This is a genomic window from Streptomyces sp. RK9 (assembly GCF_045070545.1).
Classification (GTDB): domain Bacteria; phylum Actinomycetota; class Actinomycetes; order Streptomycetales; family Streptomycetaceae; genus Streptomyces; species Streptomyces alboflavus.
Genome location: NZ_CP173705.1, coordinates 255,039 through 269,386 on the forward strand (window position 1 = coordinate 255,039; position 14,348 = coordinate 269,386).

General features: G+C 70.4%; 13 protein-coding genes and 1 tRNA gene. 10 read left to right on the forward strand and 4 right to left on the reverse strand.

Annotated elements, in window-relative coordinates; all coding sequences use genetic code 11:
• Positions 1-36: 36 nt before the first annotated feature.
• Positions 37-1,662, reverse strand: coding sequence for a beta-N-acetylhexosaminidase (locus tag AB6L24_RS38655; protein WP_405664034.1), 1,626 nt, complete (start codon positions 1,660-1,662; stop codon positions 37-39).
• Between the two features lie 125 nt (positions 1,663-1,787).
• Between AB6L24_RS38655 and AB6L24_RS38660 the strand changes: the two genes are divergently transcribed.
• The 3 genes from AB6L24_RS38660 (at position 1,788) to glmS (ending at position 4,898) form a co-directional block, all read left to right on the forward strand.
• Positions 1,788-2,678: a DUF4429 domain-containing protein gene (locus AB6L24_RS38660; protein WP_405664037.1), complete on the forward strand. Its 891-nt coding sequence runs from the start codon at positions 1,788-1,790 to the stop codon at positions 2,676-2,678.
• Positions 2,679-2,776: 98 nt separating this feature from the next.
• The gene (locus AB6L24_RS38665; RefSeq protein ID WP_380854881.1) at positions 2,777-3,034 is read left to right on the forward strand and encodes a hypothetical protein; all 258 of its coding nucleotides are present in this window, start codon (positions 2,777-2,779) and stop codon (positions 3,032-3,034) included.
• A 46-nt stretch (positions 3,035-3,080) separates the two neighbouring features.
• A complete protein-coding gene (gene glmS, locus AB6L24_RS38670) occupies positions 3,081-4,898 on the forward strand; it encodes a glutamine--fructose-6-phosphate transaminase (isomerizing) (RefSeq protein ID WP_405664039.1) in 1,818 nt (605 codons plus the stop codon).
• Positions 4,899-5,226: 328 nt separating this feature from the next.
• On the opposite strand, the gene AB6L24_RS38675 is transcribed toward glmS, so the two are convergent.
• Complete coding sequence (locus AB6L24_RS38675; protein WP_030360002.1) at positions 5,227-5,751, reverse strand: universal stress protein; 525 nt, start codon at positions 5,749-5,751, stop codon at positions 5,227-5,229.
• A 542-nt stretch (positions 5,752-6,293) separates the two neighbouring features.
• On the opposite strand from AB6L24_RS38675, the gene AB6L24_RS38680 reads away from it, so the two are divergent.
• The 4 genes from AB6L24_RS38680 (at position 6,294) to AB6L24_RS38695 (ending at position 9,217) form a co-directional block, all read left to right on the forward strand.
• Positions 6,294-6,707, forward strand: a complete 414-nt coding sequence (locus AB6L24_RS38680; protein WP_405664043.1) for a hypothetical protein — start codon at positions 6,294-6,296, stop codon at positions 6,705-6,707.
• Between the two features lie 396 nt (positions 6,708-7,103).
• The gene (locus AB6L24_RS38685; RefSeq protein ID WP_405664045.1) at positions 7,104-8,420 is read left to right on the forward strand and encodes a helix-turn-helix domain-containing protein; all 1,317 of its coding nucleotides are present in this window, start codon (positions 7,104-7,106) and stop codon (positions 8,418-8,420) included.
• 10 nt (positions 8,421-8,430) lie between these two features.
• Positions 8,431-9,033 (forward strand): oligoribonuclease, encoded by a 603-nt coding sequence (orn, locus tag AB6L24_RS38690; RefSeq protein ID WP_405664047.1) that lies wholly within the window; start codon positions 8,431-8,433, stop codon positions 9,031-9,033.
• Between the two features lie 111 nt (positions 9,034-9,144).
• Positions 9,145-9,217: transfer RNA gene (locus AB6L24_RS38695), tRNA-His, on the forward strand.
• Here AB6L24_RS38695 and AB6L24_RS38700 read toward each other — a convergent pair.
• Together AB6L24_RS38700 and AB6L24_RS38705 are read right to left on the reverse strand one after the other, a co-directional pair.
• Positions 9,209-9,580, reverse strand: coding sequence for a hypothetical protein (locus AB6L24_RS38700; RefSeq protein WP_405664050.1), 372 nt, complete (start codon positions 9,578-9,580; stop codon positions 9,209-9,211). The genes AB6L24_RS38695 and AB6L24_RS38700 overlap by 9 nt on opposite strands.
• Positions 9,581-9,736: 156 nt before the next feature.
• Positions 9,737-10,792 (reverse strand): LacI family DNA-binding transcriptional regulator, encoded by a 1,056-nt coding sequence (locus tag AB6L24_RS38705; protein WP_405664053.1) that lies wholly within the window; start codon positions 10,790-10,792, stop codon positions 9,737-9,739.
• Positions 10,793-11,052: 260 nt separating this feature from the next.
• Here AB6L24_RS38705 and AB6L24_RS38710 point away from each other — a divergent pair, with 260 nt between their 5' ends.
• Genes AB6L24_RS38710 through AB6L24_RS38720 form a run of 3 tightly spaced genes read left to right on the forward strand, consistent with a single transcriptional unit; the run spans position 11,053 to position 14,290 of the window.
• Positions 11,053-12,393, forward strand: a complete 1,341-nt coding sequence (locus AB6L24_RS38710) for an ABC transporter substrate-binding protein (protein ID WP_405664056.1) — start codon at positions 11,053-11,055, stop codon at positions 12,391-12,393.
• A 7-nt stretch (positions 12,394-12,400) separates the two neighbouring features.
• Positions 12,401-13,429 carry a carbohydrate ABC transporter permease gene (locus AB6L24_RS38715; RefSeq protein ID WP_087884218.1) on the forward strand — a complete coding sequence of 343 codons (1,029 nt, stop codon included), beginning with the start codon at positions 12,401-12,403 and terminating at the stop codon, positions 13,427-13,429.
• Between the two features lie 9 nt (positions 13,430-13,438).
• Complete coding sequence (locus tag AB6L24_RS38720) at positions 13,439-14,290, forward strand: carbohydrate ABC transporter permease (protein ID WP_405664058.1); 852 nt, start codon at positions 13,439-13,441, stop codon at positions 14,288-14,290.
• Positions 14,291-14,348 lie beyond the last annotated feature (58 nt).

The following is a 14,348-nucleotide window of genomic DNA, read 5'->3' on the forward strand; positions in this document are numbered from 1 at the left end:
CGGTCCCGCGGAGCCCCGCTCAGCCGTGTCCCTGTCCTACTGCGCGGGCCAGGGCACCTGCGGCGACTTGTAGTAGTCGATGCCGAGCGCGTCCCAGCGCGGGGCCTGCTCGGCGAGCCGGTTCCTGTACGTGTCCCAGTCGTGCGTGGACGCGGGCGACCAGCCGAGTTCGGCGATGCCGGGCAGGCGCGGGAACGCCATGTAGTCCAGCTGCGCGGGCGTCGACAGGGTCTCCGTCCACAGCGGCGCCTCGACGCCGATGACCGCGTCGGCCGGGGCCCCTTGCAGATACGTGCCCGGGTCCCAGTCGTAGGAGCGCTGCACCTCGACGTACCCGGCCCAGGACAGGCCGAGCGGGGTGTCCTTGTGGTACTTCATGTCGAGGTAGGCGCGGTCGGCCGGGGAGACGACCAGCTTGGTGCCGTTCTTCGCCGCGTTCACGACCTGGTCGCGCTCGGCCTGGCCGGTGCGGTCGTAGCCCCAGTACTGGGCGACGGCGCCCTTGACCGGGTTGGCGCCCGCCAGTTGGTGCCAGCCCATCACGCCCTTGCCGTACTTGCCGACGATCGGCTGCACCTTGTCCATGAACGTCACGAAGTCCTCGTGGCTCGTGGAGTGCGCCTCGTCGCCGCCGATGTGCACGGTCCCGCCGGGCGTGAGCGCCGCCAGCTCCCGGACGACGTCGTCCACGAACTCGTACGTCACGTCCTTCTTCACGCACAGCGAGCTGAAGCCGACGGCCGTGCCGGTGTACAGCGGCGGCGCGACGCCGTCGCAGTTCAGTTCGGCGTACGAGGCGAGCGCGGCGTTGGTGTGGCCCGGCATGTCGATCTCCGGGATCACCTGGAGACCCCGGGACGCGGCGTAGGCGACGATGTCCTTGTACTGGTCCTTGGTGTAGTAGCCACCGGGTCCGCCGCCGACCTGCGTGGAGCCGCCGTAGGTGGCCAGGCGCGGCCAGGAGTCGATGGCGATGCGCCAGCCCTGGTCGTCGCTCAGGTGCAGATGCAGCTTGTTCATCTTGTAGAGCGCCAACTGGTCGATGTAGCGCTTGACGTGGTCGACGGGGAAGAAGTGCCGGGAGACGTCCAGCATCGAGCCGCGGTAGGCGAAGCGCGGCTTGTCCTTGATGGTGCCGCCCGCGATCCGCCACGGCCCCGGCTGCTTGGTCTTCTTCTCGACGGCGGCGGGCAGTTGCTGCCGCACGGTCTGCACGCCGTGGAAGAGGCCGGTGGGCGACCAGGACGTGATGGTGAGGGAGCCGCGCTTGGAGATCAGGCGGTAGCCCTCGCTGCCGAGGGCCTTGTTCGCCGGCTCGGCGCTCAGGCGCAGCCGGATGCCGTCGCCGCCGGAGCGGTCGGTGACGGGGAGGCGGTAGCCGGTGGAGGGGCGCAGGACACTCGCGAGGTATTCGCCGACGCGGCGCTCCTCGGGGCGGTCGCCCACGCGGATACGGGTCTTGGCGGTGATCTCGAAGGCGGGTCCGCCCGGTTCGGCCTTCAGGGGCACGGGCACGATCCGGCCCAGCGGGACGGGCTCGGCGCGCGCGGCGCCGGAGCCGGGGGCGGCCGAGCCGGAGGTGGCCGCCGACGACGACGTGCCGGCGGCGGCGATCAGCAGGAGTGATCCGATGACACAGGCAGTTCTGCGGTGCTGTCTCACAAGCGGGTCCCTTCGCCGGGCAACGCGGATGTGACGCAGTCGAACCGTCACCATGCGTACCGCGCACCCCAGACCGGGTCAAGGTGTAGACCACCCGCCCTGGCCTGCGGTGCGAGAATCAGTTCATGGCGGAAATCATCCAGCGCGACGGGACCTGGACCTTCGACGGAGAGACGCTGCGGCTCGTACCGGGCCGCGACAAAGCCGTCTCGTTGCTGCGCAAGACCCTCGGCGAACTGACGCTGCCCCTCGCGGCGTTGGCGGGCATCGCCTTCGAACAGGGCAAGAAGAGCGGCCGGTTGCGGCTGCGGCTGCGCGACGGCGCGGACCCGCTGCTCCAGGCGACGGGCGGCAAGCTCGCCGACGCCTCCGATCCGTACCAGCTGACGGTGGAGTCGGACCGGTACGGCGTCGCGGAGTACGTGGTCGACGAGGTGCGCAACGCGCTCCTCCTGGAACAGGTGCCCGCGAAGGGCTGCGAGAGCTATCTGCTGCCGGGGCCCTCGGTGCCGCTGCAGGTCGCCGCGGGCGACGCCACGGTGAGCTTCGACGGGGAGAACGTCCGCCTGGAGTGGAACTGGAAGACGGAGGAGGCCAAGGCGGCCTCCGGCACCCGCTCCATCGCCCTGGCCGACGTGGCCGCCGTGGAGTGGCAGCCCGCCATCGGCCTGGAGAACGGCTATCTGCGGTTCACGGTGAAGAACTCCCCCACGAAGGCCCCGCCGAAGTACGACCCGAACTCGGTCGAGCTGTGGGGCTTCAAGAAGGACCCCCTGATGGCGCTGGTCGCGGCGGCCGTGCAGGCCCGCCTGCCGCACCCGGCCGCGCCCGCGAAGGCGCTCGCCCAGGACCCGGCGGCCCCCGAGGCGGCGGCCGCGCCGCCCGCGGCCCCGGCCGAGGACGGCCATGACGCGCTGCTGCGGCGGCTGCGGGAGCTGGGCGAGCTGCACCGGAGCGGGGTCCTGACGGACGACGAGTTCGCGGCGGCCAAGCAGGCGGTCCTGAAGCGGATGTGAACGCCTTCAGGACCCGATAAAAGTACGGACCAAGCCCTCCCTGCCCGATATCGGGCAGGATTCTTGCGAAAGCTCCCCTCGTACCCCAGGATCAACGGGTGCACGAAGAACTTGTCGATCACCTGACCCGGTCCACCTCGCTCCAGCGCGGTGAGGCCCTGCGGGTGATCCAGGACGTGCTCGCCTACTTCGACGAGACGGCCGAACAGTTCGTCCGCCGCCGCCACCGCGAACTCCAGGGTCAGGGCCTGGTGAACGCGGAGATCTTCGAGCGGATCGCGGCGGACCTGCGGTACCGCGCGGTCGCGCCGCCCGAGCTCACGCTCAGACAGCTGCGCCGCATGGTCTACGGCTAGACCCGTCCGTTCCACGTACGAACCGCCTGACCCGAGGGGACCCTTTATGTGCGGAATTGTCGGATACATCGGTAAGCGTGACGTCGCCCCGCTCCTCCTGGAAGGCCTGCAGCGCCTGGAGTACCGCGGCTACGACTCCGCGGGCGTCGTGATCACCAGCCCGAAGGCCACCGGCCTGAAGATGGTCAAGGCCAAGGGCCGCGTCCGCGACCTGGAGGCCCGCGTCCCCAAGCGCTTCACCGGCACCACCGGCATCGCCCACACCCGCTGGGCCACCCACGGCGCGCCCTCCGACGAGAACGCCCACCCCCACCTGGACGGCGAGAACAAGGTCGCCGTCGTCCACAACGGCATCATCGACAACGCCTCCGACCTGCGCGCCAAGCTGATCGCCGACGGCGTCGAGTTCCGCTCCGAGACGGACACCGAGGTCCTCACCCACCTCATCGCCCGCTCCACGGCCGAGAAGCTGGAGGACCGGGTCCGCGAGGCGCTGCGCCACATCGAGGGCACGTACGGCATCGCCGTCCTGCACGCCGACTTCAACGACCGCATCGTGGTCGCCCGCAACGGCTCGCCGGTCGTCCTCGGCATCGGCGAGAAGGAGATGTTCGTCGCCTCCGACGTCGCCGCCCTGGTCTCGCACACCCGCCAGGTCGTCACCCTCGACGACGGCGAGATGGCCACCATCAAGGCCGACGACTACCGCACGTACACCACCGAGGGCTCGCGCACCTCGGCCGAGCCGACCACCGTGGAGTGGGAGGCCGAGTCGTACGACATGGGCGGCCACGACACGTACATGCACAAGGAGATCTTCGAGCAGGCCGACGCCGTGGACCGCGTCCTGCGCGGCCGCATCGACGACCGCTTCTCCACCGTGCACCTCGGCGGCCTGAACCTGGACGCGCACGACGCCCGCAAGGTGCGCCGCGTGAAGATCCTCGGCTGCGGCACCTCCTACCACGCGGGCATGATCGGCGCCCAGATGATCGAGGAGCTGGCCCGCATCCCCGCCGACGCCGAGCCGGCGTCCGAGTTCCGCTACCGCAACGCGGTCGTCGACCCCGACACCCTGTACGTCGCCGTCTCCCAGTCCGGCGAGACCTACGACGTGCTCGCCGCCGTGCAGGAGCTCAAGCGCAAGGGCGCCCGCGTCTTCGGCGTCGTCAACGTCGTCGGCTCCGCCATCGCCCGCGAGGCCGACGCGGGCGTGTACGTGCACGCGGGCCCGGAGGTCTGCGTCGTCTCCACCAAGTGCTTCACCAACACCACCGTCGCCTTCGGGCTGCTCGCCCTGCACCTGGGCCGCATCCGCGACCTGTCGGTCTCCGACGGCAAGCGGATCATCGCGGGTCTGCGGCAACTGCCCGCGCAGATCGAGCAGATGCTGGAGCGCGAGGACGAGATCAAGAAGCTGGCGCAGGAGTTCGCCGAGGCCAAGTCGATGCTCTTCATCGGGCGCGTACGCGGCTATCCGGTGGCCCGCGAGGCCTCCCTGAAGCTCAAGGAGGTCTCCTACATCCACGCCGAGGCCTACCCCGCGTCCGAGCTGAAGCACGGCCCGCTCGCCCTCATCGAGCCCGCCCTGCCGACGGTCGCGATCGTCCCCGACGACGACCTCCTGGAGAAGAACCGCGCGGCCCTGGAGGAGATCAAGGCCCGCAGCGGCAAGATCCTCGCGGTCGCCCACCGGGAGCAGGAGAAGGCCGACCACACGATCGTCGTCCCGAAGAACGAGGACGAGCTGGACCCGATCCTCATGGGCATCCCGCTCCAGCTCTTCGCCTACCACACGGCGTTGGCCCTGGGCCGGGACATCGACAAGCCGCGGAACCTGGCGAAGTCGGTCACGGTGGAGTAGTCCGCGCCCATGAACGGTCCCCTGTGTGTGCCACCAGCGCACAGGGGACCGTTCTTCGAGGGACCGGGGTCGCCCATTACCCCGGCCCGCGCCTGCTCAGTCGGCGGCCGTCACCCCCCGACCTGCAGGGCATACACCGCGCGCGCCGGCCTGGGAACGTCCGGACGCCGCCGCACGGGCAGTGGGCCGTGGTTCTGCCCCAACAAGCGGTATGTACCCTTCACAAGGGAGCAACCCACCTCTACGCGCGAGTAGATTTATGCGTCGCCGATGCGCGGCCGCCGCCTCGCGCCCCTCATCCCACCTGGGACGAACGGGAGTTGCGCGGCTAGGGGATCACCACGACGGGGCGTTGCGCACGGCGCGCGAGCCGGCCCGCGACCGACCCGAAGATGCGCCCCACGATCCCGTGCGTCGAGCCGACGACGATGGCGTCCGCGGAGTACTCCCGGCCGACCTCTTCGAGTTCGTGGCAGATGTCGCCGCCGCGCTCGACCAGGATCCAGGGCACTTCCGACAGATATTCGGCGCAGGCCAGTTCGAGGCCGAGGACCTCGGTGCGGTGGTCGGGGACGTCGACGAAGACCGGGGGTTCACAGCCCGCCCAGACGGTGGTGGGCAGCCGGTTGGCGACGTGGACGATGATCAGGCCGGAGCCGGATCGGTGCGCCATCCCGATCGCGTAGGCGAGGGCCCGCTCGCTGGATGTCGAGCCGTCGAAGCCGACGACGACACCGTGCCGGAAGGCGGGATCGCAGGAGTGGCGTGGTTCTTCCGCCGCTTGGGGGGTCGCGCTCGGATCGGCGACCTGCCGCTTGCGGTTCGCGGGTTCGGAGAATTCGTGACCGGCCATCGGTGTCTCGGCGAAGGAGTCCTCTGTGGGAGGGTCGGCTTTTTTCGGGTGCGCGGTCTGCGTGCGCGGTAGGGAACAGGGTGACAAGAGCAGGTACAGCAGGTGTCGGATGTGTGCGGGTCACCGCAGGTCGGGCACCGTGACGACGCACATCACCGGACGTGTGTCCGGGAATCATCTTCCCAACCCCTTACCCCCAAGGGTACGGCCGCACTCCTCTCCTGCCCAGCTCTCGGCGGGCCCCGTCCGGGCCCCTCAGGGACCCGCCCGGTGTTGCCGCCCCGGGGCGCCGCCGCGGGCCCGCACAAGGCCCGCCAAGGCCTCACGGAGGCCGCACGGCGTTCACCGGAGCATGCATGAGCCCGGCTCGGATGGCAATGGCGGCTGCCCCGTACAGGCGGTTTGCGCCCGGTTCGCGCGCGTGCTCCCTTCAGGCCAGTGACCGGCCGGTCGGCCGCGCGTTGAACCCGTGAAACCACTCTTTCGGAGACATCCGCCGCCACCGCCACACCGTGCGAAACCACTGCCGCAGGGAGCACGCCGTGCCAGGACCGTCCACCGCCGCCCCGGTCGCCGCAGCCACCACCCGCCGCCGCGCACCCGAGGGGGCGCGCGAGCGCCGGGCCCCCTCGGTCCCCGCGCCACGCCCCGCGAGGACCCCGGCACCCGCCCCGCAGGAATCGGCGAGCGACGTGGTGCGCTGGGCGGCCTTCTCCTGCGTCCTGGTTCCGGTGGTCCTCGTCGGGTACGGGACCTCGCTGGCCGGCGCGGGCGGAGCGGCCCTGGGCCTCGCCGCCGTGACCGGGGTGTGCCGGGTGCTGCTGCAGCAGTCCGAGCGCGGGGCGGCGCGGGCCCGCGCGCAGCGGGGCGCGGGCACGCGCGGACGGCGCCAGCGACAGGCTCCGGGGGCGCACCGGGGCGGCCGTCGTCCGGGGCCGGATGCGCCGGTGGACTGACTGATTCCCACGCACTCCCCCGTACGTTTTCAGCCAACTTCCCAGCCGTCGGCATTCCCTGGCGGAACGGGGGGTCAACCCACGTCTCACCAGGGGTGAAAGGAGCGGGGAAGGCCTCTGCACCCTACGTTGACCGGCCACTGGCACAAGGCGCACTTCCCTGCGCGGCCCGTGAGTGCGACGCTTCGTGATCGAATGCTTCACGCCAAGTTGCCATGTCGACAATGCGCCGGGTGCTGAACTGGTCACAGCGGCGTCACGTGACGCAGTAGATTCGATCTTGACTGTAGTACGGCGGGGGACTGGTGGAGGACCGAGGGGAAACGTGCAGGAGCGACAGGCCCAAAAAGCACGTCAAGAACAGGGAGCCGCGACGACCGAGGGGGGCTTAGCACCATGAGCCACGACTCCACTGCCGTGCAGGAAGCCGCGGCGCGGAAACTCTCCGGGCGGCGACGTCGGGAGATCGTCGCGGTGCTGCTCTTCAGCGGTGGTCCCATTTTCGAGAGTTCCATACCTCTCTCCGTGTTCGGCATTGACCGGCAGGACGCGGGAGTACCCCGATACCGGCTGCTCGTGTGCGCCGGTGAAGAGGGGCCGCTGCGCACCACCGGCGGGCTGGAACTGACCGCGCCCCACGGGCTGGAGGCGATCTCGCGGGCGGGCACCGTCGTGGTGCCGGCCTGGCGCTCGATCACATCGCCGCCCCCGCTGGAGGCACTCGACGCGCTGCGCCGCGCGCACGAGGAGGGCGCACGCATCGTCGGCCTCTGCACCGGCGCGTTCGTCCTGGCCGCGGCCGGTTTACTGGACGGCCGACCGGCGACGACGCACTGGATGTACGCGCCGACGCTGGCCAAGCGCTACCCGTCCGTGCATGTCGACCCGCGCGAGCTGTTCGTCGACGACGGCGACGTGCTGACGTCGGCCGGCACCGCGGCCGGAATTGATCTCTGCCTGCACATCGTGCGCACCGACCACGGCAACGAGGCGGCGGGCGCGCTCGCCCGCAGGCTGGTCGTGCCGCCGCGCCGGGCCGGTGGCCAGGAACGCTATCTGGACCGGTCGCTGCCGGAGGAGATCGGCGCCGACCCGCTCGCCGAGGTCGTCGCCTGGGCACTCGAACACCTTCACGAGCAGTTCGACGTGGAGACGCTGGCCGCCCGCGCCTATATGAGCAGGCGCACCTTCGACCGGCGGTTCCGCTCGCTGACCGGGAGCGCTCCCCTGCAGTGGCTGATCACCCAGCGGGTGCTGCAGGCACAGCGGCTCCTGGAGACCTCCGACTACTCCGTGGACGAGGTCGCCGGACGCTGCGGCTTCCGCTCGCCGGTCGCGCTGCGCGGACACTTCCGGCGTCAGCTCGGCTCCTCGCCCGCGGCGTACCGCGCGGCGTACCGGGCGCGGCGGCCGCAGAACGAGCGGTCCCTGGAGTCGGCGTCGGCGCCCCCGGCACCGTCGGCCGCCTCCGCGGCCACGGCGGCGGCCGCCGTGAGCGCCGGACCCTCGGTGGTCGCCGCGGACGGACCGGGGCCGGGTCCGGGCGGACATTCCGGTCTGGCGCCGGGCCCCGTCCCGTCCCAGACCCGGCGCACGGCCGCCGCAAGCTCGCTCGGGGCCACGGCTTCGCTGCCGATGGATCCGGGCAAGCCGCACTCCGACGCGTACGCGCCGGGCCGCACTCCCCTGCCCGGTCAGAGGAGCGCGCCGTAGGGTTGGGCGCATGAACGATCGCATGGTGTGGATCGACTGCGAGATGACCGGGCTCTCGCTGACGGATGACGCACTTATCGAGGTGGCCGCACTGGTCACCGACTCGGAACTGAACGTGCTCGGCGAAGGTGTGGACATCGTGATCCGCCCGCCGGACGCGGCCCTGGAGACCATGCCCGAGGTGGTGCGGCAGATGCACACCACCTCGGGGCTCCTCGACGAGCTGGCCGGCGGCACCACGCTGGCCGACGCCGAGGAGCAGGTCCTCTCCTACATCCGGCAGCACGTGAAGGAGCCCCGCAAGGCCCCGCTGTGCGGCAACTCGGTCGGCACGGACCGCGGCTTCCTGCTGCGGGACATGCCGACCCTCGAGGACTTCCTGCACTACCGCATCGTCGACGTCTCCTCCATCAAGGAGCTGGCCCGGCGCTGGTACCCGCGGGCGTACTTCAACAGCCCGGACAAGAACGGCAACCACCGCGCCCTCGCCGACATCCGCGAGTCCATCGCGGAGCTGCGCTACTACCGCGAGGCGATCTTCGTCCCGCAGCCCGGGCCGGACTCCGACACCGCCAAGTCGATCGCCGCGAAGTACGTCCTGCCTGCGGATTAGCCCTCCCCGGCACCCCGTGTACGGGGTCCGTAAAAGGCGTGCGCGAGCACCCCTTCGGACCCTGTACACTTTTTCTCGGCCGGTCGGAAGAACGACAAAGACCGGCCCGTGGTGGGTGTAGCTCAGTTGGTAGAGCACCTGGTTGTGGTCCAGGTGGCCGCGGGTTCAAGTCCCGTCACTCACCCTGAAGGATCGGCCCCTGACCCGGGAACGGGTTGGGGGCCGATTCTGTTTGCCGCTCTCGCGCGACCAGGCCTAGGGCGATACGTACACCGTCGGCGCCGACGAACTCCACCTCGACCGAGTAGTCCGACGTCTTCGAGCTGTGGTTGGTGATATGCAGCTCAGCGGTGGGCCAGCGGGTGCTCGGATCCACCGAGCACTTGGTGAGCCGCACGTCGGCACGCGCATCCGGCACCGCCGGGGCGGTCTGCCCCTGGGAAGGGTCCCGTCCGGGAGGCGACTCATCGCCACTGTCGCGGGTGAGCGCCAGCGCCACCAAGATCGCCACCAGGACGACAGCGATCAGCGCCACGTAGAGAAACACCCGCCCGATCCGCTTCCCACGCGGCAGGAGGCCGCTGACCTGACATGGCGCCCCCAGATGGCGCGCGGGGCTGGTACGTCAAGCATCTCTCCGTGAGATGAAACGCGCATGTCAGGCCGTGTCGGCCTCGGGCCCGCACGGACGGGGCCCGGGCCCTCAGGACGAAGCCCTGCGCACCAGCTCCGTAGGCAGCACGATCTGGCGGCGGGCGAGGCGGCGGGCCGCTGCCGGGCGGGTGTCGGCTATCTCGGCGAGGAGGACGTCCGTCATGGTGCGGCCCATCTCCGTGATGGGCTGGCGGACGCTGGTCAGGGGCGGGTCCATGTGGCGGGCGATGGCCGAGTCGTCGAAGCCGACCAGGGCCACGTCGTCCGGTATGCGGCGGCCCTCCTCGCGCAGGATCTGGCGGGCGCCGGCCGCCATCACGTCCGAGCCCGCGAAGACCGCGTCCAGGTCGGGGCGGCGGGCCAGGAGCTCCGTCATGGCGCGGCGGCCGCCGTCCTCGGTGAAGTCGCCGCGGGCTATCAGGGCCTCGTCGACGGGGTGGCCCGCCTCGGTGAGGGCGTCGCGGTAGCCGTCGAGGCGGCGCTGGGCGCCGTACACGTCCAGGCGCCCCGTGATCGTGGCTATCGTGCGGCGGCCCCGCTCCAGGAGGTGGTCGACGGCCGCCCGGGCGCCCGCGAAGTTGTCGGAGTCCACCGAGGCCAGCGGCTCGTCGGCCGAGCGGCGGCCGCTGATCACGGCGGGGATGTCGAGCTGCTGGAGCAGGTCCGGCAGGGGGTCGTCGGCGTGCACCGAGACGAGCAGGACACCGTCCACGCGGTGCGCCGACAGGTATTGGGCGAGGCTGCGGCGCTCCCGGTCGCCGCCCGCGAACGTCAGCAGGAGCTGCATGTCCGTGTCCGCGAGCGCGGTGCCCACGCCGTGGATGATGTCCGAGAAGTACGGCTCGGCGAAGAACCGGGACTCCGGCTCGGGGACGACCACGGCGATGGAGTCCGTGCGGTTCGCGGCGAGCGCCCGGGCCGCCGTGTTCGGGACATAACCCAGCTCGGCGACCGCCTCCTCGACGGCCGCGCGCGTCTGCTCGCTCACCCGGGGCGAACCGTTGATCACCCGGGACACCGTGCCGCGCCCGACCCCCGCCCGCGCGGCGACCTCCTCCAGCGTGGGCCGTGCCCCGCCGCGCCCCCTGGGCTGACCGCTCCCCATCAGTGCCTCCCCACGACGCGAATCTAACAGCAGGGCCACGACCACCAGCGACGGCGCCGACGGCCCGCAACTCCCGGCGTCCGGTGCCTTGACACCCCCCGGGCGAGCCGCGAACCTTCAAGGCATCACACATGGGAGCGCTCCCACCCTACCCGGCTCTTACATGACCCGCACGTCCCGTCCGAGCCAATTCCCACCAACTCGCACATTTCATACGAGAGTTGACCGGCTTTCGGTACGTCTGGGACCAGGAGGACGCAATGCGCTACAGGACTCGAACGTCCCGCACGGCCGTGGTCCTCGCGGCCGCCACCGCTCTCGCCGCCGGACTGCTCGCCGGCTGCGCGGAGGACTCCGACGAGCCCGGCGGTTCCTCGGGGGGCGGCGGGGACGGCGGGGGCGGAAAGGGCAAGACAACCCTGACCGTCGGGGTGTTCGGCGCCTTCGGCCTGCAGGAGGCCGGGCTCTACGAGGAGTACGAGGAGCTCAACCCGGACATCGACATCAAGCAGAACTCCGTACAGCGCAACGAGAACTACTGGCCCGCCCTGCTCACCCACCTCAGCAGCGGCAGCGGCCTCTCCGACATCCAGGCCGTCGAGGTCGGCAACATCGCCGAGCTGACCGGCACCCACTCCGGCAAGCTGGTGGACCTCGGCAGGACCAAGGGCGTCGACAAGGGCGCCTACCTCGACTGGAAGTGGCAGCAGGGCACCACCGACGACGGCAAGACCATCGGCCTCGGCACCGACATCGGGCCGACCGGCATCTGCTACCGCAAGGACCTCTTCAAGAAGGCCGGGCTGCCCACGGACCGAGAGGAGGTCGGCAAGCTCTGGGCCGGAGACTGGAACAAGTACCTGGAGGCGGGCAAGCGGTTCAAGGAGAAGGCGCCCGAGGGCACCGCCTTCGTCGACGGCGCCACCGGCGTGATGGCCGCCGTGCACGGCTCCGGCAAGGAGAAGTTCTACGACGCCGAGGGCGATCTTGTCTACAAGGACAGCGCGGGCGTCAAGGAGGGCTGGGACCTAGCGGCCGAGTTCGCCGAGGCCGGGCTCACCGCGAAGCTCCAGCAGTTCCAGCCCAGTTGGGACCAGGCCTTCTCCAACGCCTCCTTCGCCACCGTGACCTGCCCGCCCTGGATGCTCGGCTACATCAAGGACAAGGCGGGCGACAAGGGCGAGGACCAGTGGGACGTCGCCGCCGCGCCCAAGCCCAGCAACTGGGGCGGCTCCTTCCTGACCGTGCCCGAGGCGGGCAAGAACAAGGAGGAGGCCGCCAAGCTCGTCGCCTGGCTGACCGCACCGAAGCAGCAGGCCAAGCTGTTCGACAAGCGGGCCAGCTTCCCGAGCGCCGAGGCCGCGTACACCCTGCCCGAGGTGAAGGACGCCAAGAACGCCTACTTCGGCGACGCCCCGGTCGGACAGATCTTCGCCAAGGCCGCCGAGGGCGTGCCGGTCCAGCCCATCGGCCCCAAGGACGGGATCATCTCCCAGTACCTGGCCGACACCGGGATGCTCGGCGTCGACCAGAAGGGCACGTCTCCCGACGGGGCCTGGGACAAGGCAGTGAAGACGATCGACAACGCACTGGACCAGTGATCATCCGGTGACCGACATCCCGAGCGACACCCGTACCGCCGCGCCCTCCACGGGGGAGGAGGGCGCGGCCCCCCGCGCGCGGTCCGTGGCGCTGCTCGCCGACCCGGCGGCCGAGCGCCGCCGGGCCCGGCGCAGCCGCCGCTACCGCTGGGACATGAAGTGGAGTCCCTACGCCCTCATCGCGCCGTTCTTCCTCTTCTTCATCGCCTTCGGGCTCTTCCCGCTGCTCTACACGGGGTGGGCCTCGCTGCACCGGGTGGAGCTGGGCACGCCCACGGACATGGAGTGGGTGGGGCTGCGCAACTTCTCGCGGCTCCTGGAGGACGACTTCTTCTGGAACGCGCTGCGCAACACCTTCACCATCGGCCTCATCTCGACCGTGCCGCAGCTCCTGATGGCCCTCGGCCTCGCCCATCTGCTGCACTACCGGCTGCGCGGCTCCATGTTCTTCCGCGTCGCGATCCTCACCCCCTACGCCACCTCCGTGGCCGCGGCGACGCTCGTCTTCGTGCTGATGTTCAGCCGCACCGACCACGGCATGATCAACTGGGCGCTCGGGCTCGTCGGCGTCGACGCCGTGGACTGGCAGAACGGCGACTGGACCGCGCAGTTCGCCGTGTCCTCGATCGTCATCTGGCGGTGGACCGGCTACAACGCGCTGATCTATCTGGCCGCGATGCAGGCCATCCCCAACGATCTGTACGAGTCGGCGGCGCTTGACGGCGCGAGCCGCTGGCAGCAGTTCCGGCACGTCACGATTCCCTCGCTGCGGCCGACGATCCTGTTCACCTGCGTGGTGTCGACGATCGGGGCGACCCAGCTCTTCGGCGAGCCGCTGCTCTTCAGCCAGGGCGCGAGCCCCACCGGCGGCTCCGACCACCAGTTCCAGACGCTCGGTCTCTATCTCTACGAACAGGGCTGGTTCAACCAGCACCTGGGCCGGTCCTCGGCGATCGCCTGGACCATGTTCCTCATTCTCGTCCTGATCGGCCTGCTCAACTGGGCGATCAGCCGCTGGATCCGCAGAAGCGCGTGAGGGGATGACGTGGCAAGCCTCAAGAAACGCGGCGCCGGACGCCAACTGCACGGCGGCAAGCTGGCCTACGCCGTACTGATCCTGTTCACCGTCGGCTCCCTCTTCCCCCTGGTGTGGACGGCGATCGCCGCGTCCCGCAACAACACGCGGCTCGCCGAGACGCCCCCGCCCTTCTGGTTCGGCGGGAACCTCTTCAAGAACCTGGAGATCGCCTGGACCGACGCCAACATGGGCACGGCCCTGCTCAACACCCTGGTGGTGGCGGGCACCATCACCGTGGGCACCGTGCTCTTCTCCACCCTCGCGGGCTTCGCCTTCGCCAAGCTGCGGTTCCGCTTCCGGGGGCTCCTGCTGCTGCTCGTGATCGGCACGATGATGGTGCCGCCGCAGCTGAGTGTCGTACCGCTGTTCATGATGGTGGCGGAGTTCGGCTGGACCGATCAGCTGCAGTCGGTGATCCTGCCGACGCTCGTGAGCGCCTTCGGGGTGTTCTTCATGCGGCAGTACCTCATCGAGGCCCTGCCCACCGAGGTGATCGAGGCCGCCCGGGTCGACGGGGCCAGCAGTCTGCGGCTGATCTGGCACGTGGTGTTCCCCGCGGCCCGGCCCGCCATGGCCGTCCTCGGCATGCTGACCTTCGTCATGGCCTGGAACGACTTCTTCTGGCCCATCATCGCGCTGACACAGGGCGGCGAACCCACCGTGCAGGTGGCCCTCGCCGGGCTCGGCCGCGGCCAGATCCCCGACCAGTCCGTGATCATGGCGGGCGCGCTGCTCGGCACGCTGCCGCTGCTCATCGCCTTCGTCCTGTTCGGCAAGCAGATCGTGGGCGGCATCATGCAGGGCGCCGTCAAGGGCTGATCGCCATATCCCGCGTGCCCCACCCTCACCTGTCCTTTCCGTACGACCCATGGGAGCG